Origin of the sequence: Streptomyces sp. NPDC058985 (assembly GCF_042740985.1) — a bacterium.
GTDB lineage: Bacteria > Actinomycetota > Actinomycetes > Streptomycetales > Streptomycetaceae > Streptomyces.
In genome coordinates, this window is record NZ_JBHYJX010000012.1 from 39,555 (window position 1) to 58,979 (window position 19,425).

General features: G+C 73.3%; 18 protein-coding genes. 7 read left to right on the forward strand and 11 right to left on the reverse strand.

Annotation, left to right across the window (positions count from 1 at the left end; translation table 11 throughout):
- Positions 1 to 29: 29 nt before the first annotated feature.
- From ACFW01_RS13675 to ACFW01_RS13685, 3 genes are read right to left on the reverse strand one after another with little or no spacing between them, the layout of a single operon-like run.
- A complete protein-coding gene (locus ACFW01_RS13675; RefSeq protein WP_234957885.1) occupies positions 30 to 893 on the reverse strand; it encodes a carbohydrate ABC transporter permease in 864 nt (287 codons plus the stop codon).
- Positions 890 to 1,873 carry a carbohydrate ABC transporter permease gene (locus ACFW01_RS13680; RefSeq protein ID WP_234957884.1) on the reverse strand — a complete coding sequence of 328 codons (984 nt, stop codon included), beginning with the start codon at positions 1,871 to 1,873 and terminating at the stop codon, positions 890 to 892. The genes ACFW01_RS13675 and ACFW01_RS13680 overlap by 4 nt, the downstream gene beginning before the upstream one ends.
- 35 nt (positions 1,874 to 1,908) lie before the next feature.
- The gene (locus ACFW01_RS13685; RefSeq protein WP_384503654.1) at positions 1,909 to 3,174 is read right to left on the reverse strand and encodes an extracellular solute-binding protein; all 1,266 of its coding nucleotides are present in this window, start codon (positions 3,172 to 3,174) and stop codon (positions 1,909 to 1,911) included.
- A gap of 226 nt (positions 3,175 to 3,400) precedes the next feature.
- On the opposite strand from ACFW01_RS13685, the gene ACFW01_RS13690 reads away from it, so the two are divergent.
- Positions 3,401 to 4,246 (forward strand): GntR family transcriptional regulator, encoded by an 846-nt coding sequence (locus ACFW01_RS13690; RefSeq protein ID WP_234957882.1) that lies wholly within the window; start codon positions 3,401 to 3,403, stop codon positions 4,244 to 4,246.
- 170 nt (positions 4,247 to 4,416) lie between these two features.
- Entirely contained in the window at positions 4,417 to 5,841 is a 1,425-nt protein-coding gene (locus ACFW01_RS13695) for a Gfo/Idh/MocA family protein (protein ID WP_384503656.1), read from the forward strand.
- A gap of 28 nt (positions 5,842 to 5,869) precedes the next feature.
- Here the strand turns inward: ACFW01_RS13695 and ACFW01_RS13700 are convergent, their stop codons facing one another.
- From ACFW01_RS13700 to ACFW01_RS13710, 3 genes are all read right to left on the reverse strand, one after another.
- Positions 5,870 to 6,955, reverse strand: a complete 1,086-nt coding sequence (locus ACFW01_RS13700) for a GNAT family N-acetyltransferase (protein WP_234957880.1) — start codon at positions 6,953 to 6,955, stop codon at positions 5,870 to 5,872.
- A gap of 114 nt (positions 6,956 to 7,069) precedes the next feature.
- Positions 7,070 to 7,438, reverse strand: coding sequence for a hypothetical protein (locus ACFW01_RS13705; RefSeq protein WP_384503658.1), 369 nt, complete (start codon positions 7,436 to 7,438; stop codon positions 7,070 to 7,072).
- Between the two features lie 218 nt (positions 7,439 to 7,656).
- Positions 7,657 to 8,421 (reverse strand): hypothetical protein, encoded by a 765-nt coding sequence (locus ACFW01_RS13710; RefSeq protein ID WP_384503660.1) that lies wholly within the window; start codon positions 8,419 to 8,421, stop codon positions 7,657 to 7,659.
- A 330-nt stretch (positions 8,422 to 8,751) separates the two neighbouring features.
- Between ACFW01_RS13710 and ACFW01_RS13715 the strand changes: the two genes are divergently transcribed.
- Entirely contained in the window at positions 8,752 to 8,955 is a 204-nt protein-coding gene (locus tag ACFW01_RS13715) for a cold-shock protein (protein ID WP_003978336.1), read from the forward strand.
- A 73-nt stretch (positions 8,956 to 9,028) separates the two neighbouring features.
- Here the strand turns inward: ACFW01_RS13715 and ACFW01_RS13720 are convergent, their stop codons facing one another.
- Together ACFW01_RS13720 and ACFW01_RS13725 are read right to left on the reverse strand one after the other, a co-directional pair.
- The gene (locus ACFW01_RS13720; protein ID WP_384503662.1) at positions 9,029 to 9,862 is read right to left on the reverse strand and encodes an alpha/beta fold hydrolase; all 834 of its coding nucleotides are present in this window, start codon (positions 9,860 to 9,862) and stop codon (positions 9,029 to 9,031) included.
- Positions 9,863 to 9,922: 60 nt separating this feature from the next.
- The gene (locus ACFW01_RS13725) at positions 9,923 to 10,738 is read right to left on the reverse strand and encodes an SAM-dependent methyltransferase (protein WP_234957876.1); all 816 of its coding nucleotides are present in this window, start codon (positions 10,736 to 10,738) and stop codon (positions 9,923 to 9,925) included.
- A 212-nt stretch (positions 10,739 to 10,950) separates the two neighbouring features.
- Between ACFW01_RS13725 and ACFW01_RS13730 the strand changes: the two genes are divergently transcribed.
- Positions 10,951 to 11,568: a DinB family protein gene (locus ACFW01_RS13730; RefSeq protein WP_384503664.1), complete on the forward strand. Its 618-nt coding sequence runs from the start codon at positions 10,951 to 10,953 to the stop codon at positions 11,566 to 11,568.
- Between the two features lie 27 nt (positions 11,569 to 11,595).
- Here ACFW01_RS13730 and ACFW01_RS13735 read toward each other — a convergent pair whose 3' ends face one another.
- Positions 11,596 to 14,370: an AAA family ATPase gene (locus ACFW01_RS13735; protein ID WP_384503666.1), complete on the reverse strand. Its 2,775-nt coding sequence runs from the start codon at positions 14,368 to 14,370 to the stop codon at positions 11,596 to 11,598.
- A gap of 129 nt (positions 14,371 to 14,499) precedes the next feature.
- On the opposite strand from ACFW01_RS13735, the gene ACFW01_RS13740 reads away from it, so the two are divergent.
- Both ACFW01_RS13740 and ACFW01_RS13745 read left to right on the forward strand, forming a co-directional pair.
- A complete protein-coding gene (locus ACFW01_RS13740; protein ID WP_234957873.1) occupies positions 14,500 to 15,438 on the forward strand; it encodes an MBL fold metallo-hydrolase in 939 nt (312 codons plus the stop codon).
- A complete protein-coding gene (locus tag ACFW01_RS13745; protein WP_384503668.1) occupies positions 15,435 to 16,922 on the forward strand; it encodes a carboxylesterase/lipase family protein in 1,488 nt (495 codons plus the stop codon). Before ACFW01_RS13740 ends, ACFW01_RS13745 begins: the two co-directional genes overlap by 4 nt.
- A gap of 20 nt (positions 16,923 to 16,942) precedes the next feature.
- Here ACFW01_RS13745 and ACFW01_RS13750 read toward each other — a convergent pair whose 3' ends face one another.
- A complete protein-coding gene (locus tag ACFW01_RS13750) occupies positions 16,943 to 17,677 on the reverse strand; it encodes an SDR family oxidoreductase (protein WP_234957871.1) in 735 nt (244 codons plus the stop codon).
- Positions 17,678 to 17,810: 133 nt separating this feature from the next.
- Between ACFW01_RS13750 and ACFW01_RS13755 the strand changes: the two genes are divergently transcribed.
- Positions 17,811 to 18,653, forward strand: a complete 843-nt coding sequence (locus ACFW01_RS13755; protein WP_384503670.1) for a helix-turn-helix domain-containing protein — start codon at positions 17,811 to 17,813, stop codon at positions 18,651 to 18,653.
- A 111-nt stretch (positions 18,654 to 18,764) separates the two neighbouring features.
- Here ACFW01_RS13755 and ACFW01_RS13760 read toward each other — a convergent pair whose 3' ends face one another.
- Positions 18,765 to 19,418 (reverse strand): maleylpyruvate isomerase N-terminal domain-containing protein, encoded by a 654-nt coding sequence (locus tag ACFW01_RS13760; protein WP_384503672.1) that lies wholly within the window; start codon positions 19,416 to 19,418, stop codon positions 18,765 to 18,767.
- Positions 19,419 to 19,425 lie beyond the last annotated feature (7 nt).

The window sequence follows — 19,425 nt, forward strand, 5'->3', positions numbered from 1 at the left end:
GCGGGGGAGGGCGGGGAGGGCCGTACGGGTCAGCCCTTGACGCCTCCTGAGGCGAGCCCGGCCGTCACATGGCGTTGCAGGGCGAGGAAGACGACCAGCGCGGGGAGGGCGAAGAGGGTGGAGGCCGCCATGGTGGCTCCCCAGTCGGTGCCGAACGTCGACTGGAACGAGGAGAGCCAGACCGGCAGCGTCCGGCTGTCCTGCTGCTTGATGATGAGGAAGTTGGCGTAGGTGAACTCGTTCCACGCGGTGATGAAGCCGAACAGCGAGGTGGCCATCAGACCGGGCGCCAGCAGCGGGAAAGCGACCTTGCGGAAGGCGGCGCCCCGGGTGCACCCGTCCACCTGCGCGGCCTCCTCCAGTTCGGGCGGGATGCCCGCGATGAAGCCGCGCAGCACCACCACGGTGAACGGCAGTGTGATCATGAAGTAGATGAGCGTCAGCGTCGGCAGGCGGTCGAGCATGCCGGTGTCGCGGGAGATGATGTAGATCGGGATGATCAGCGACTCCCAGGGCGCCATCTGCGCGATGAACACTGCCAGCATGAACTGCCGGCGCCCGCGCCAGCGCATCCGGGCCACGGCGTAGGCGGCGCCGAGGGCGACCAGCAGGGCGAGGAGCACGGCGCTGAGGGTGACCAGGATGCTGTTGCGCCAGAACAGCGCGAACCCGTCGGCGCCGACGGCCCGCCGGAAGTGGTCGAGCGTCCACGCGCCGGGGATCAGCCGGGGGTCGTACGACTGGATGTCCGTGGACGGTTTGAGGGCCGTCGTGACCATCCAGTACACGGGGAACAGGCAGACCACGACGGTGAGCAGGGCCGCCGCGTGGAGCGGGAGGCGGCGCAGCGCGCGGCGGGGCGCGCGGCGCGGCGAGGGGTGCGGGGTGCTCACAGCTGCTCGCCCTCCTGACGGAAGAGTTGGCGGAAGTACAGGACGAGGACGCCGCTCATCAGCAGGACCGTGAGCATCGAGGCGGCCGACCCCAGGTCGTAGCGCTGCCCGGCCAGCGCGGTCTGCACGGCGTACACCGGCAGGATGGTGGTGGCCTCGCCGGGGCCGCCCCGGGTCATCACCCAGATCTGCACGAACGCCTTGAACGTCCAGATGACCTCGAGCGACAGGACGAGCATGAAGATCGGCTGGATCAGCGGGAAGGTGACGGAGCGGAAGACGCGGGTGCCGCCCGCGCCGTCCATCCGCGCCGACTCGTACAGCTCGGCCGGTACGGTGACCAGCGCCGAGTAGAGCGTGATCGCCGCGAACGGCACGGACTGCCAGACGATCAGCACCACCACGATGGCGAACGCGGTGCCGCCGTGCGCGAACCAGGTGTATCCCTCGTACGAGTCGAGGCCGAGGCCGGTCAGGGTCTCGTTGACGATGCCGAACTCGGAGTGGAACAGCCACTGGAAGACGGTGGTGGCCGCGACCACCGGGACCGCCCAGACCAGGACCAGGGAGCTGAGGACCACGGTCCTGGCCACCCTGCCCAGCCGCTCGGTCATCAGCGCGACCAGGGTCGACAGGACCATGATGGCGACCACGCAGACCGCCATGAAGACGAAGGTGCGGCGCACCACCTCCCAGAACTCCGGGTCGCCGAGCAGCGTCCGGTAGTTGCGCAGCCCCACGAACTCGGCATCACCCAGGATGAGTTGGCGCAGCCGGAAGTCCTGCACGGAGATGAGCACCGCGCGGGCCAGCGGATAGAGCAGCAGGTAGAGCATGCCCAGCACGGCGGGCGCGATCAGCAGGTACGGCCACAGCGCGCCCCGGCCCGTCCCGCCGCGTCCCCGCACGCCCCCGGACGCGGCGGGCGGACGGCGACGGGCTGCCTCGCGCGGCACGCTCCGCTCACGGACGGTCGACACGGCGCCTCCTGTTCCCTCGGATCGTCGGGTCGCGGTCAGGAGCCGCTGTTGAGGGTGTCGGTGATGGTCCGGGACGCCTTTGCGGCCCCGGACGCCGCGTCCTCGCCGGTGAGGACGGCGGTCATGTACTCCTTGACCGGGTTCTTGGCCTCGACCGCCGCCCACTGCGGGGTGTTGGGGGTGGCGTGTCCGTTCGCGGCACCGGCCGCCATGGCCGCGGTGCCCGGGTCGCCGGAGACGGCGTCCGCCAGCGTGGTCTTGTTCGGTACGTAGCTCATGGCGACCGCGAGCTTCTTCTGCCAGGCGTCGCCGGTCAGTTCCCGGATGAAGGTGAACGCCTCCTCCTGGTGCGCGGCGACGGCCGGGACGACCAGGTCGGAACCGCCGGTGAAGACGGCGCCGGGCCGGTCGGCGGTCTTGCCGGGAATCGGGAAGAAGCCGAGCTTCCCCTTGAGTTCGGGGTTCTTCTCCTCGATGACCTTGGCACCGCCGGGGACCGCGATGATCTGGGCGACCTGGCCCTTGGCCATCACCTCCGCCTGCGGCGGCTGGGACTCGTCCGAGTCCTTGGGGCCCTTGCCGAGGGCCTGGAGGCGCTGGTAGAAGTCCATCGCCCGCAGCGCCCCGGGGCTGTCCAGGCCGCCCTTCCAACCGCCGCCGGACTTCACGGCCAGGTCGCCCCCCTCGTCCCAGACGAAGCCCGACAGGACGTACCAGTTCTGTCCCGGCAGATAGATCCCCTGGGTGCCGCCCTCGTCGAGCTTGCGGGTGGCGGCGATCCACTGGTCCCTGGTCCTGATCGAGGCGGGGTCAACGCCCGCCTTCTCGAACAGGTCGGTGCGGTGGATGACGACCCGGTTGGCCGCGTAGTAGGGGATGCCGTACTGCTTCCCGTCGTACGCCCCGGGCTCCGCGAGCCCCTTCAGCCAGTCGCCACCGCCCAGTTCGTCCACCCGGTCCGAGAAGTCGGTGAGGCCGCCGCTCTGGGCGTACTGGGCGACCTGGGTGTTGCCGACCTCGATGACATCGGGGGCGTCGTTGCTGGCCAGGGCGGCCGTGACCTTCTCACCGATGCCCTCCCACTCCTGGATCTGGATCTTCAGATCGATGTCGGGATGGGCCTTCTCGAAGCCCGTCTCGAACTCCTTCTGGAAGCCGGCCGAGACGCTGTCGCGCATGAGCCACACGTCGAGGGCGGTCCGGCCGGACCCGGCGCCGTCCGAGGAGCCGCCGGAGGAACAGGCGGCGAGCCCGGCACCGAGCACCAGGGTGGAGAACAGGGCGAGGGAGCGGTACTTCACGGTTCACCTCTGGGAGAGCTGGAAGGGACGACGCACCCGCACTTGACCAGTAAGGGGCGCAGGGCTTACCAGTCGGCGTCGGTCGAAGGTGGCATGGACCAATGAGGGCGTCAACCCCTCGCGTGCCTAAGGGATTTCAGCCGTGTAGGCCCGACGAGTGGCTGGATCACGAGCTAGGTGGACAGGTAAGCTCGGTTGACCAGCAGACCAGTTACGGGAGTACTGCATGGAGATCGACGCCGCCGCCTCCGGTGCGGTGCTCAAACGTGAGCGCGTCCGCGACGCGATCCTGGAACTCGTCGAGGAGCGGCGCCCGGGGGACGCCATCCCCTCCGAACGCACCCTGTGCGCCGAACTCGGCGTCTCCCGGCCCACGCTGCGTGCCGCGGTCGACGAACTGGTGGTCGCCGGACTGCTGGTGCGCGAGCACGGCCGGGGCATGTTCGTCGCCGCCGAGAAGATCACCCAGGAACTGGTCTCGGACCGGCGGGCCTTCAGCCTCCCGCAGGCCGCGGGCGCCTGGACCAGCAGCCTCCTGGAGGTCCGCACCCTCCCCGCGGGCGCCCGGGTGGGCCGCAAGCTGCGCATGTCGCCGGCGGCGCGGATCCACTACGTGGCCAGGCTGCGGCTGGTGGACGGAGCGCCCATGGCCATCGAGTACCTGCACGTACCGGCCGACCTCGTCTCGGACCTGACCAGTGAGGAACTGGAGCAGGGCGACCTGTACGCGCACCTGGCCGAGCGGCACGACGTCCGGGTCAGCGAGGCCGTGCAGTCGATCGAGCCCACCGTGGTCACCCGGGCCGAGGCCGACCTCCTCGACGTCCCCGAACTCTCCCCGGCGCTCCTCTTCGAGCGCCTGACCACCGACACGCTGGGCCGCCCCGTCGAGTACGTGCACTCGCTCTACCGGGGCGACCGCTACCGCATCGTCTCCCGCCTCACCCTGGGCCCGCGCGACCAGGCCCCGCCCCCGGGTCAGGGGCACCATCCGGGCATCCCGCCCGGCGACTTCACCACCAAGGACCCCGTCACGCTCTCGACCCGCGGAGTGGTCCAGGACGGCATGTAGACGCGAGGACGAGCACCCCTCCGGTGCGCGGAGATGCTCGGAACGGCTTTGTATCGAGCACGTATTGACATGTCAGGGCTGACACCGCAGAGTCATGCCCCGACAGTGCTCGACAACGCCCGTCCGCGCCCCCACCGTGCAGCCGACCGCCCACGAGGAGTGTTGCCGTCATGTCCGAAAAGCCCGCTGTCTCACGCCGACTGCTGCTGGGCTCCGCCGTCGCCACCGGCGCGGCCGCCGCCGGGATGACCGCGGCCGCCCCGTCCGCGTCGGCGGCCGAGCCGGCCCCGCCCCGCCGCCGGCCCGGCCAGAAGTCGATGATCGGCGTGCCCTTCGACGCCCACAGAACCGTCCGCGTCGGCGTCATCGGCCTCGGCAACCGCGGCGGCGGTATGATCACCGGCTGGGCCGCCGTACCCGGCTGTACGGTGACCGCCGTCTGCGACATCCGCGCCGACCGCGCCAAGAACGCCGCCGACCGGCTGGCGGGCAAGGGCCACCCGCGCCCCGCCGAGTACGGCGGCTCGGCCGACTCCTACGCCCGGATGCTCAGGCGCGACGACATCGACCTCGTGTACATCGCCACGCCCTGGGAGTTCCACTACGAGCAGGGGAGAGCGGCGCTGCTCAGCGGCAAGCACGCCGTGGTGGAGCTCCCCGTCGCGACCGAACTGCGCCAGCTGTGGGACCTCGTGGACACCTCCGAGCGCACCCGCAGGCACCTGCTCCTGTCCGAGAACTGCAGCTACGGCCGCAACGAGCTGGCCATGCTGAAGGCTGCCCACGACGGCCTGTTCGGAGAGGTCACCAACGGCCACGGAGGCTACCTCCACGACCTGCGTGAACTCCTCTTCTCCGACACCTACTACACCGACTCCTGGCGCCGGCTCTGGCACACCCGCAGCACCGCGTCCTTCTACCCGATGCACGGACTGGCACCCATCGCGGCGGCCATGGACGTCAACCGCGGCGACCGCATGGCCACCCTCACCGCCACCTCGACCGCGCCGAAGGGCCTGGCCGACTACCGGGCGCGCTTCGTCCCCCGGGACCACCCCTCCTGGAAGGAGGAATACATCAACGGTGACCTGGTCACCTGCATGATCGAAACGGCGCGGGGCCGGACCATCCGGGCGGAGCACGACGTGAGTTCGCCCCGGCCGTACAGCCGCATCAACACCCTCGCCGGCAGCCGGGGCATCGTCGAGGACTACGCCGGATCCGCCCCGACCGGCGCCCGGATCTACGTCGAACCGGACCACAGCGGCCACACCTGGCGGGACTTCGAGGCCTACCGCAAGGAGTACGACCACTGGCTGTGGCGGAAGGTCGGCGACGACGCCGCGAACAACGGCGGCCACGGCGGCATGGACTACGTCCTCCAGTGGCGCCTGGTCCAGCTCATGCGGGTGGGGCTGGTGCCGGACATCGACGTCTACGACTCGGCCGCCTGGTGCGCGCCGGTCCCGCTGAGCGTCACCTCCCTGGCCCGGGGCGGCCGCCCGGTCGAGATCCCCGACTTCACCCGGGGTGCCTGGCGCGAGCGCAGGCCCGGCCTCGACTCGACGCCCACCGAGATGCCGCCCGTGCGCTGAACACCCGCCGCACACCCCCCTGCCCGCGTCAGCGGTCGCGCACCCGGCCCAGCTCCTCCAGCGCCCGGGCCGCGGTGCGCGCCAGCCGCGGCCGGTCCCGCACGAAACGCCGGGCGGCCCGTACCGGATCCCGACGCATCCGGTGGACCGCGCCGCCCGGCCCGGGGCGCACCACCGCACCCTCGTACACCCGCAGGTCCCGCGTCTTGAACGACTCCTTGTAGCGGGCCGGCCCACTGCCCAGGTCCACCGTCTCGATCCCGTCCGCGGCCGCCGCCTCCAGCATCCGCAACAGCAGCACGAGCCCGGGTGAGTACTTGGCGTACGCACGGTCGTACGCCGGGAACCACCAGGACAGGACCGTCGGCGAGCGCAGCCCGAAGTGGGCGGCCACCGGCCGGCCGCCGGCGTGCAGCACCGACAGCACACCACGGCACCCGGGATCCTCGCTCCGGGCGAGCAGCTCCACCAGAGCGGTGATCCAGGTCTGCGCGAACCGGTCGCGCCGGCCGGTGCGCCGGTACTGCGCGGACTTCCAGCGCATGAGCGTGCCCAGCGCCGCGGGGTCCTGTTCGTCGTACACGAAGCGGACTTCGCCGACCTGCCGGGCGAGTCTTCGCTCCTTGGCGAGCGTCTGCTTCAGGAACCCGGGCGACCCGGCGCGCAGGGCCCGCGTGTACCGGTCGAAGCCGTCACCCAGGTCGACGACCGGCGAGGCCAGCGCCTCGGCCGTGTGCGGCAGGAACATGTCCTGGTCCGACTCCAGGTTGTCGAACTCCCAGGACGACAGCGAACAGGCCCGCAGCAGCGCCCGGGGGTCGAGACGGATGCCGTCCCGCAGCACGGCGCCCTGGCTGTCCGACACCCCGAGCCCGATGGCCCGGCCCTGGCCCGCGAATCCCCGCTCGTACGGGAAGTACCCCACCGGGACGCCGTCGTCCCGCAGGACCGCCACCTCGGCCCGCGGCCTGACCAGGCCCACGGCCGTGGTGAACGCCGGGTCCAGGAACGGGTTCGCCGGTGCTCGGGAGGCGGCCCTGATCTCCCGCCAGATCTTGTGGTCGTCCGCGCCGAGCCGCCCCGGCCCGATCACGTCGATGCGCTTACCGGACACGCGCCTGCCTCCTGCGTCGTCGGAACTGAGGACACACGACGGCCTGCCGGACACCGCGTCGCGGCGGGTGGTCACCCGGGCCGCGCGGCGCAGGCCTGCTCGGTACCGCCTCGCTCAGCAGCGGAACGTCTGCAGTGCGGCCACGCCCGGGGCGCCCCCGTCGGTCACCCTCCCGCGGGCCGGCGACGGACGGCCGGCCGCCGCCCCGTGCTGCCTGGCGTCGTGAGCAGGCGCCGGGACGCGGGCGACGTCCCCGTCGTCGGCGCCCGCCGAACCCGCGGCCCTCGGCGCGCGGACGGCGACGTGACGGGCCCGGGAGTCCTCCTCGCAGGGACCGGATTCCCCCGCGGTGTCGGCCACCACGGCGACCGTGACCGCCGCACGCTCCGCGGACGCCTCGTCGAGCACCGGCGGCCGGGGGGTGAGGAGATACAGCAGCGCCCACGCCAGCAGGACTGCCGCCGCCGCCCGTCGACGCCGCACTGTCGGACTCCTGACCTCGGTCCCGGCCCGGGATGACGGCGGGTCGGCATGGGGCCGGTCCCCCGCATACGCCCAGTTGGTCTCCAGTAGGCCGACCGTGCTTTGCCCCGTCAAGACCGCACCGTCCGAACCGGTCCGTCCGGCCCGGTCCGGTGACGTCGTGCTCCGTTGCCTTCTCGCACCGGGCGTCTACGCGGGGTGGACGCACGAGGGGTGTACTACCGCGCCAGGACCTCCCTCGGGCCCATGACGACCACCGGCTCCTTGTCCGGGTCCACGGCGGTCAGCAACGCGCGCATGTGCTCCTCGCTCAGGGACACGCAGGCGTTGGTCGGCCCGTCGTGGTCCACGTGGATCCAGACGCCGCCGCCCCTGTCCTCCCCCTCGGGACGGGTCAGGTCCAGCGGGGTGGTGCCCGGCACCCGGTTGTAGTCGATGGCGATCACGTAGTCGAAGGACCCCTCCAGCGGCTCGCCCAGATGCCCGGTGCCCGACACGGCGAACTCGGGATCCTGGTCGTACGGGAGCAGGCTCCCCGGGTCCGGCAGCCGGCCGCCCGCGTCGCTGAGCCCGAAGACACCGATGGGCGAGTGCAGGTCGCCCGCCTCGTGGTCGTCGGTCCAGCCGCGCAGGCCGTTGTGCGCGGACCAGGGACCCGCGACCGCCCGCCACCCCTGGGCGGGATACCGCTCGTAGAGCACCACCCGCGCCTGCGACGACGTCTCCGACTCACCGGTCACCACCAGGGCCTGCCGCGTGCCGGGCGGGAGCAGGTCCCGCATGACCGGACCGACCCCGGGAAGCGGACGGGGGAAGTGGCGCGGGGGACCGGGCTGGGGGGACACCGGCTGGGCCGCCGGACTGCCGGGCCCGTGCGCGTCCTGCGAGGAGGGGGCCGCCTGCTGCCGGGCGCAGCCGGTCCCCAGCACGCCGGTGCACACGGCAGCGCCGATCACCAGGGCCAGCGCTTTCCTGACGGTCATATCGATCTCCGACTCCGTGGGTGGACTACTCATAGCTAGACCACTTGCGGAACCGGGGTGTCCGCTCGCCCCGCCCTCTCCCCCGGATGGCGCAGAGGGGACCCGCGCGGCGGCCGTTCCGGGCCCTCGTACGCAACATCGTTGCCGCTCACACCCCTTACTCACTGGTGGGGCTCGGACATGCCGTGTAGCGTCAGCAGCAGATGTCGTGGTTCGCCCAGACCGCCCGCCCCGGAGTGCGGGCGGTTTGCTGTGCAATGCCGGAGGACCAGGACGACCACCTCCGGGTTCGCGCGGTGCGGATCCGATAACGGCTGAAAGGCAAAAGGCATGGCCAGCGGAACTGTCAAGTGGTTCAACTCTGAAAAGGGCTTCGGCTTCATCGCGCAGGACGGCGGCGGTCCCGACGTCTTCGCGCACTACTCCAACATCAACGCCCAGGGCTACCGCGAGCTCCAGGAAGGCCAGGCCGTCACCTTCGACATCACCCAGGGCCAGAAGGGCCCGCAGGCGGAGAACATCACCCCCGCCTGACCGGCAGACCGCCGAACAGGGCAGGGTGGCCGGAGACCGCGCGTCTCCGGGCACCCTGCCCTGTGGTGTGTCGTCAGGGAACGTCGCGCAGGAAGCCGAGCAGTGCGGCGGTCAGCTCGGCCGGCGCGTCCTCCTGGACCAGATGACCCGCCTGGGCGATCGGCTCCCACCGTGCGCCGGGCACGGCGGCGGCGAGTTCGCGCCCCTTCGCCACGGGAATCCAGGCGTCGTCCTCACCCCAGCAGACCAGTGTCGGTACGCCGATCCGGGTGTACCGGTCCTGGATCTCGTCGGTGTACCGCTGGTCCGCCTGGGCGATCTGCCGGTAGAAGGCCGGCTGCCCCGACTCGCCGAGCCAGGGCCGGACGAGCTGGTCCAGCACCGCCGGGTGCAGTCCGGGACCGCCCGTGGAACCGACGTACTCGCGCACCAGCGCCCCGTGGAGCGCCGGGGGCAGCCGCTCGAAGACCTCGGCGTGCTCGCGGACCAGGCGGAAGAACGGCGACCCCCAGGGCGCCAGCGCGACCGGATCGACCAGGGCCAGTGCCCGGTAGCGGGCGTCGTGCAGCAGATGGGCCCGCAGCGCGACGGCGCCCCCGAAGTCGTGCGCGACGACCAGGGGCTCCGCCAGGCCCCAGTGGTCCAGCAGCTCGGTGAAGACCCTGCCCTGCGCCGCCAGTGACACGTCCTGGCCCGGGAACTTCTCCGACAGCCCGTAGCCGGGCATGTCCCACACGAACACCTGGTGGTCCCGCGTCAGCGAACGGGCCACCGCACGCCACACGTACGAGGAGAACGGCGTTCCGTGCAGCAGGACCAGCGGGCGCCCGTCCGGGTCGCCCAGCCGGTTCCAGCGGACGGTGCCCGAGCCGCTGCGGTACGACTCGGGCAGCTGCCATGCGGACATCGGGGTGCTCCTTTCGATCGGGCGTGGCGCGGCGTCCGGCGCCGGACGCCGCGCGTTGCGTCACGGCTTGCGCGCGAGACCGCCGTGTTCGCCGACGGGCTCAGGGGCGGGGCCGCCGGCCTCGGGGCGCCAGAGGGTCACCGGGACCACGCCCGGCTCCACGAGCTCCAGGCCGTCGAAGTATGCCGTGATCTCGTCGACGGTGCGCAGGATGTACGGCGCGGCACCGCTCTCGTTGTAGGCGTCCTGCGCCCGCTCGAACTCCGGGTCCGTGCCCCGCGAGCCGTCGTTGACCGAGAGGTGGCTGCCGGACGGCAGGGCGTCCATCAGCCGGGTGGCGATGGAGCGCGCCCGGTCGTGGTCGGCGACGTGGCCCAGGATGTTGCTGAGGATGAGGGCGACCGGCCGGTCGAGGTCCAGGGTCTTGGCGGCGGCCGCCAGGACGGTGTCGGGGTCGAGCACGTCGGCGTCGATGTAGGCGGTCGCGCCCTCCGGGGTGGAGTACAGCAGCGCGCGGGCGTGGGCGAGGACCATCGGGTCGTTGTCCACGTAGACGACGCGCGCCTCGGGCGCGAGACGCTGGGCGACCTCGTGGGTGTTGTCGGCGGTCGGCAGACCGGTGCCGATGTCGAGGAACTGCCGGATGCCCGCCTCGGCGACCAGATGGGTGATGTTGCGGCGCAGGAAGGCCCGGCTGCTGCGGGCGATGGTGACGATGCCGGGGAAGACGGCGGTGTACGCGTCGCCGGCCTCCTCGTCCACCGGGTAGTTGTCCTTCCCGCCCAGCCAGTAGTTCCAGATCCGGGCCGAGTGCGGTACCGAGGTGTCGATCTTCTGGTGTGCCGAGTGACCGGGCGTCGTCGCGGGGTCGTTCATGGTGGCGGTCCGTCTTTCAGCCGAGGCGTGGGTGCTTTCCCACAACCTACGCGGCAACGCCCTTTCCCCGTACACCGGTTCACCCACGGCCCGGACGGAACCGAGGGCTCCGCGGAAATCCGGGCGCGCGACGCGGGGCGGTCGTGGCAGGCTGTCGGGCCGGCAGCACGTATGCATCACCGGTCCCGTCCGGTACACGGCAGGAGAGTCCGATGACACCGGCCCGTCTGGTCCCCCTGATCGAACAGTTCGACTTCGCGTGCGAGCGCCTGACCGGCCGTCTGACCGGCCCGGACATGGACAGCGGCGACGGAACCCGGACCCCGGTCGCTCGCGTGACGGACGAGGAGTTCTCCTGGGAGCCGGTGCCGGGCTGCTGGTCGGTGCGGCGGCGGGCGGACGGGCCCGGGCCGCGGGCCACGCTGCTGACCGGCACCGGCGAGTGGGGCAGGGACGCCGCGCCCCACCCGCATCCCGTACCGCCGCCCTTCACGAGCCTCGCGTGGCGGCTCAGCCACCTCGCCGAGATGCTGCTCCTGCGGGCCGACCACACGGCCGGCACGCGCACCCTCACCCGCGACGTGTACGCCGTCGCGGGCGGCGCGAAGGAGGGGGTCGCCGCTTTCGAGGCGGGCGCCACGGCCTGGCGGGAGGCCCTGCTGAGCATCGACGACGCCGCACTGGACACCGTCGGCCGGTGCACGTACCCCCACGGCAGTGACGCGGAGGAGCCGTTCGTCGACATCGTCTGGTGGGTCAACCAGGAGGTACTCCACCACGGGGCCGAGATCGCCCTGCTCCGCGACCTGTACCGCGAGCGTCGACGGTAGCCCGGACGCCCGCACGGTCGCGCGGCCTCACGACCGGTCGCCGCCCGCCCGCTCCACGAGGTCGCGGAGCTGCGAGCGGGCCGTGACGCCCAGCTTGGGGAAGCTGCGGTACAGGTGGGAGCCGACCGTGCGCGGGGAGAGGAAGAGCCGCTCGCCGATCTCGCGGTTGGTCAGCCCGCGGGCGGCGAGCCCGATGATCTGCCGCTGTTGCGGAGAGAGCCCGGCCAGCGACCCGGGGTCCGCGTCGGCGACGTCGATTCCGGCGGCCCGCGACTCGGCCAGGGCCCGTTCGGCCCAGGGGCGCGCGCCCAGCCGCCGGAAGGTCTCCAGGGCCTCGGCGAGCGGCGCACGCGCCTCGGTGATCCTCCGCCGGCGGCGCAGCCACTCGGCGAGGTCCAGCAGGGCCTGCGCGCGCTCGAACGGCCGGTACGCCGAGTCCGGGCCGGCGAGGGCCGCCCGGAAGCGGGGTTCGGCGTCCTCCGGGTCCGCGAGGAGACCGCGGGCCCGCTCGATCAGGGCGCGCAGACGGGGCGAGGCGTTCTGGGCGAGTGCGTGCGCGGCACGCTCGACGATCGCGGCGGCCTCCTCGCGCCGCCCCGCGCGCACGGCGGCCGCGGCCAGGTCGGCGAGCGCCGGATAGGAGGCGTGGTAGTGCACGGGTGAGCCGTCCGCGGTGAAGACCGCGCGCAGGTGGTCGTACGCCGTCTCGTGGGCGCCGTCGGCCGTCGCGGCGGCCGCCAGCGCGCGCCGGGCGTAGACCGCGACCGAGCGGCTCTCCAGGGGGTCGATCAGGGCGAGCGCGTCCGCCGCCCGGGCGCGGGCCGCCTCACCGTCCCCCTGGAGGGCGAGCAGCATGGCGTCCACCGCTGCCGCGCACGCCACGGCGTGGTCCAGGCCCAGCGCCGAGCCGACCGCGGTGACGCGGGCGCAGGCCTTGCGAGCCCGTTCCCAACGCCCCTGCTCCAGGTAGGCCCAGGCCGCCGCGCCGCCCATGCCGTGGGGGAGCGCCCCGTGCGCCTCCCAGTGGTCGAAGGCCTCGTCGAAGGCGCGGACGGCGAGCGGTGTCTCGTCCATGAGCCACGCCATGACGCCCACCGCGGTGAGCCGTTCGGGCCGGCCCGCGGACTCCTCGGCCAGCCGGGGCAGTCGGGGGACGAGCCACGCCCGGCTCCCGGAAGGGTCGGACACGGCCCTGACCCAGATGCCCGGCCACGGATCCGGCACGTCCTCCGGCAGCCCCGCCAGCACCTCTTCGAGCCGGTGCAGTTGGGCCGCGCGTCCGGCATAGAAGCGGACCACCGCGGCGTCCGTCAGCAGATCCAGCGCGGCGGCGGGCCGGGAGCGGGCGAGCCCTTCGGCGGTGTCGGTCAGCCGGGCGAAGACCGCGGAGTGACGCGCGGTCAGCACGGCCAGCCGCCCGGCCTGCACGGCCGCCTCGGCCCGCAGCCCCACGTCGTCCGTGCGCGCACGGACGGCCGCGACCAGTTCCTCGACCCAGGACAGGTCCCCGGTGAGCACCGCCGCTCGCGCGGCCGCCACCAGCAGCCGGGAGCCGTCCTCGGGGCGCGGGGCGAGTTCGGCGGCCCGTTGCAACGCCTTCGCCGCCGCCGCGTGGCCGCCCCGGCGGCCGGCCCGCCCGGCGGTGCGCACCAGGTCCGCCGACACGTCGGCGTCCGCGTGCGGGGCGGCGGCGGCACGGTGCCAGGCGCGCCGGTCCGGCTCGGCACGCAGCAGGCCGGCCAGCGCCAGGTGCGCCGCACGGCGGGCCTCGGAGGACGCCGCGTGATACACCGCGGACCGCACCAGCGGGTGGCGGAACCGGACACCGGAGCCGGTCCGCCCGATCAGCCCGGCCGCCTCGGCGGGCAGCCACGCGTCGTCCCCGGCACCGGGCAGCCCGGCCGGTACGGCGAGCGCCGAGTCGCCGGTGTCCATGGCGGCCAGGAGCAGCAGGGCCCGTGCGGTGGGGGAGGGGAGGCCGTCGAGACGGTTGGCGAAGACCCGCTCCAGGTGGTCGGTGAGCGGCAGCGGTCCGGCGGGCGTCGGCTCCCGGCCCGGGTCCCGGGCGGACCTCGCCAGTTCCACCAGCGCCAGCGGGTTGCCGACGGCCTGGTCGAGGATCCGCGCCCGGGTCCGGCCCACGGGACTCTGCGGCTGGAGGTCCAGCAGACGGTGGGCCGAGGCGTCGTCCAGCGGTCCGAGGACGAGGGCCGGCGCGTGCCCGTCGAAGCCCGGGAGGCGCCCGCCCGTACGGGCACCGACCAGCATCGTCACCGGCTCGCCCGCCAGCCGCCGGGCGACGAAGGACAGCACGGTGAGGGAGGTGCGGTCGAACAGCGGCGCGTCGTCGAGGAGCACCAGCACGGGGGAGCGCCCGCCCAGCGCGGAGAGCAGGTTCAGGACGGCCACGCCGACGAGCATGAGGTCGGGCGGCGCCGCGTCCCGCCCGTCGCCGAGGGCGTCGCCCAGCGCCGCGCGCTGTCCGTCCGGCAGTCGCTCCGCCTCGGTGCGCACCGGCCGCAGCAGCTGGTGCAGCGCGGAGAACGCGAGGTCCGACTCCGACCCGCTCCCGGTGGCCCGCAGCACGCGCGTACCGCTCACCGCGGCCCGCCGCGCCACGGACTCCAGCAGCGTGCTCCTGCCCGTGCCCGCCTCGCCCAGGAGCAGCAGCACCCGCTCGGGCGACGCCGGGTCCAGCGCACGAAGGAGGCGTGCCCACTCCGCGTCCCGGCCCACGACCGGCTCGCCGGTGTCCGGCCCCGGATCCGCGGCGGCACCCGCCTTCCCTGTGCGCTCGTCCACGCCGCCAAGGCTACAAGCGGCGTCGGCCGCCCGGCGCGGGTGCAGTCGGGTGACGGATACCCCGCCCGCCGGAGTGTCCGTAGGTTCTCGGGCGGGCCCAGTAATGTCCTCGCCTCACCAAGGAGCGTCATGGAACGGATCGAACTCGGGAATGTCGGTGTCACCCGGGTGTGGGAATACTTCGGGCCCGTGGACATGACACCCGAGACGTTCTTCCCCGAAGTCCCGGAGGACGTGTGGGACCGCCGCCGGGACTGGCTCGAACCGCATTTCCTGAATTCCCGGACCAACATCGTGAACTCGGCGATCCAGACCTGGCTGCTGCGCAGCGAGGGCAAGAACATCCTCGTCGACACCGGTGTGGGCAACCACAAGGAACGCCCCTACGCGCCGGTCTGGAGCCGGCTCGACACCGATTTCCTCGCCAATCTCGCACGGGCCGGCGTCGCACCGGAGGACGTGGACGTCGTGATCAACACACATCTCCACATCGACCACGTCGGCTGGAACACGCACCTGGACGGACGGGACTGGGTGCCCACTTTCCCCAACGCCACCTATCTGATGCCGCGCGACGACTTCGAGTTCTGGAACCCCGAGAACGGTCACCGTCCGCTGCTGGGCCGCGGCAACCAGAACGTGTTCGAGGACAGCGTGGCCCCGGTGCACCGGGCCGGACAGGTGGTGCTGTGGGAGGGCGGCCACCGGATCGACGGCAATCTGCGGCTGGACCCGGCCCCCGGTCACACCCCTGGCTCCAGCGTGCTCACCCTCGACTCGGGGGCGGACCGCGCGCTCTTCGTCGGGGACCTGGTGCACTCCCCGGTCCAGATCCTCGAACCGGACCACAACAGCTGCTTCTGCGAGGACCCCGCCGGCGCCCGCGCCACCCGCCGCAGGCTCCTGGGCTGGGCCGCCGACCACCACGCCCTCCTGTTCCCGGCGCACCTGGCCGGCCACGGAGCCGCCGAAGTGGCGCGCGACGCGGACAAGTTCGCCATCAAGGGCTGGGCGCCCTTCGACCCGTACACCGAGCAGCGCCGTGACCACCTGAAGGGCACGAAGTGAACCACCACGACCCCGTCGTGACCACAACCCGGGGCGCCGTACGCGGAACCCTCGGGGACGGCACCGCCGCCTTCCTGAACATCCCCTACGCCGCACCGCCCCGGGGCGCCGGCCGCTTCGCACCGCCCCGGCCGCACGAGAGGTGGGACGGCGTACGCGACGCCACCCGGCCGGGGCCCACCGCACCGCAGTCCGAGCGCAGACTCGGCCGTGTCGACATGTCGGCCTACTTCGGCCCCGGCCGGATCCCCGGCGACGACTATCTGACCGTCAACGTGTGGACGCCGGAGACCAGGAGTGGCGCCCTTCCCGTCATGGTGTTCGTCCACGGCGGGGGGTTCGTCGCCGGATCGACCCGGGCCCCGATGTACGACGGGTCCGCGTTCGCCCGCGACGGCGTCGTCCTCGTCACCCTCAACTACCGCCTGGGCATCGCCGGGTTCCTCGACTTGCCCGGAGCGCCCGCCAACCGCGGCCTGCTGGACGTCGTCGCCGCACTGCGGTGGGTACAGGAGAACATCGCCGCCTTCGGCGGAGACCCGCACCGCGTCACCCTCTTCGGCCAGTCGGCCGGGGCGACGATCGTGGGCGGCGTCCTCGCCGACCCCGGAGCCGCCGGGCTCCTGCGCCGGGCGATCGTCCAGAGCGGCAGCGGCCTGGGCGCGTTCACCACCGAGCAGGCCGCCCGCGTCACCGCGGCGGCGGCCGGCGCCCTCGGCGTGGCACCCCGGGCCGACGCCTTCGCGCAGATCCCCGACGACCGCCTGGTCGACGCCGTCGGCGGCCTGGCCGGCCTCGACCTGCGGACCCCCACTCACCGCGACCCGCTGCTCGGCCTCAGCCCCTTCAGCCTGGTCCTCGACACCCAGCCCGCGATGTCCGTCGCCGCGGGCGCCGGGGCGGGCACCGACCTGCTCATCGGAACCAACACCGAGGAGGGCAACCTCTACCTGGTCCCCGTCGACCGGTACACCACCTCCGACGCCCACGACGTCGACGCCACGGCCGCGCAGGCGCACCCGGACCCGGCGCGGCTCGTCGGGACGTACCGCACGGCACGCCCCGGAGCGAGCCCCGGCGAACTCCGCTCCGCCATCATGGGCGACGCCCTCTTCGGCGCCGGCAGCCGCGCCCTGGCCGACGCGCACGCCGCGCATCCGGCCTCCTCCACCCACGCCTACGAGTTCGCCTGGCGCTCGCAGGCCCTGGACGGACGGCTCGGCGCCACCCACACCATGGAGCTGCCCTTCGTCTTCGACCGCACCGGCCTGCCGGAGCTGCGCGGACCCGGTGGCCTGCTCGGCCCCGACGCACCACCGGCGGACCTCGCCGCCCGCACGCACGCGGCCTGGATCAGGTTCGCGAGCACCGGGGACCCGGGCTGGGACGCCTACGACACCCGGCGCCGGACGACCATGCGCATCGACGCGGAGTGGACGCCGGTCGACGACCCCCGCGGCGCGGAGCGGCGGGCCTGGACCTGACCGCCGGGACCGGGCCCCGGCTACTGGGCGCTGCCCGCCGGGCGTACGACGATCTCGTTGACGTCGACCCCGGCGGGCCGGGACACGGCGAACGCGATCGCGTCCGCGACGGCGGAGGAGGGGAGGGCCACCGAACGGTAGGTCTTCATGTCCTCCCGCGCACGCGGGTCGGAGATGGAGTCGGCCAGCTCCGACTCGGTGACGCCGGGCGAGACGACGCTCACCCGGATGCTCCCGTCCGACTCCTGGCGCAGCCCCTCCGACAGGGCCCGCACCGCGAACTTGGTCGCGCAGTACACGGCGGCGGTGGGCACCACCTCGTACGCGCCGACCGACGCGATGTTCACGACGTGTCCGCCGCCCTGCCGCCGCATGACCGGCAGCGCGGCCGCGACGCCGTGCAGCACCCCGCGCACGTTCACGTCGATCATCCGGTCCCACTCGTCGGTCCTCAGGGCCGCGAGCGGCGAGAGCGGCATCACCCCGGCGTTGTTCACCAGCACGTCCACCCGGCCCCAGCGTTCGGCGGCGGCCGACACGAACGCCCGGACGTCGGCGGCGTCGGTGACGTCCAGCCGTCGGAAGGCGGCCGTGCCGCCCTCGGCCGTGATCCGCCCGGCCAGCTTCTCCAGCCGGTCGGTGCGGCGGGCGCCCAGGAACACCCGGTGGCCGTCGGCGGCCAGACGGTGGGCCGCGGCCTCACCGATCCCGCTGCTCGCCCCGGTGACCAGTACGACCTTCGCGATGTGTGTCATGACAGTGCGTCCTCTCGGTTTCCGGCCTTGCTCCACCGAGTCTGTGCAGGTCACCGGCCAGGTACCAGGACGGTCCCTGCCTGGGTGCGACACACCCGGGCAGGGACCCGGGCCGCCGCCTAGCCTGGACGCCATGGACGAGAACCACCTGGGCGAGTTCCTGCGCGCACGCCGGGCCGGACTGCGGCCGCGGGACGTCGGCATGGTCAGCCACGGCACCCGCAGGGTCGCCGGGCTGCGCCGCGAGGAGGTCGCGGTCCTCGCCGGAGTCAACGGCGACTACTACACCCGCCTGGAGCAGGGCCGCGAACGCAACCCCTCGTCCCAGGTCCTCGACGCCCTCGCCCGCGCCCTGCGCCTGGACACCGACGCGCGGGCACACCTCTTCCGCCTCGCCGGCGGCGCACCCGGCGAGGCGCCCTCCGCCCATGCCGCGGAGGAAGTCAGCCCCGCGCTGCGTCAGTTGATGGACGGCTTCCCGCACACCCCGGCGTTCGTGCTGAGCCGCACCCTGGACCTCCTTGCCGCCAACGCCCTGGCCGAAGCCCTCTTCGAGCCGTTCGACCCGGCCGACAACCTGGCCCGCATGGTGTTCCTCGACCCCGCGGGCCGGGCCTTCTACGAGGACTGGGAGCGGGCGGCCCAGGCCACCGTCGCCAATCTGCGCCAGGCGGCCGGGTTCGACCCGGACAGCCCACGGCTGCGCCGCCTGGTCGGCACCCTCTCCGAGCACAGCGCGGACTTCACCCGCCTGTGGAACGCCCACGCCGTGCGCGGCAAGACCCAGGACGCCAAGAACCTCCGCCACCCCGAGGTCGGCGCCCTCGCCCTCACCTACCAGGCATTCGACGTACGCGACGCGCCCGGCCAGCAACTCGTCGTCTACCAGGCCGAACCCGGCGGCCCGAGCGTCCGCGCCCTCGACCTGCTCGGCACCCTCCACGCCACCCGGCGGCGCACCCGGCCGCGGGGTTGACCGCGCCCCGGTCCGCGAGCAGCACGCGCAGCACGTCGAGGCAGCGGAGGACGGGCCTGTCGTCCGGTCGGTTGACCGCGGTCGGCCGATGGGCGCGGTACGGGTGCCGGCTCAGCCCAGCGCGAAGGGGAGCCGCGCGGCGAGTGCGCCCAGCGCCGTCGTCTCCGCCGCGGTCGGCGCGCGCCGGCCCGTGCCCACCAGCAGCGCGTCCGCGTCGCCGAACGAGCGGGGGAACTCCTCCCCGACGACCCGCTCCAGCAGCGCGCGGGCCCCGGCCAGCGCCTCGGCGGGAGGCGGGGCCGCGTCCGGGAGGTGGGCGACGAGGTCGAGGTGGTGCAGCGTCCACTCCAGGACGTATGCCGAAAGGTAGTCGCCCGCCGTGAGCACCTGGTCCTGGGTCTCCACGCGGGCGGCCGGGTCCGCGAGTCCGGCGGCGCGGCCGGCGGCCGAACCCACGTCGTCCAGATGGAACTTGAGCAGCCACGGCTCCTGGTAGGCGGCGGCCAGCCGGACGGTCAGCGCGTCCAACGGGTCGTCACCCGTCGGGGGGTCGATGACGTTCCAGTAGGTCGCCGCGGACCGGGTCGGCTCCGCCGAGGCCGGGGTGGCCAGGGTGATCAGGACGTCCTGGGCGTCGATGACCAGGTGGCAGACCAGGTCTCGGACGAGCCAGCCGGTGCAGCCGGACGGCCGTGCGAAGTCCTCGTCGGCCAGCTCGGCGACGGCGGTGCGCAGGGCCGCCCATGAGCTGGTGAACAGATCCATGACCGCA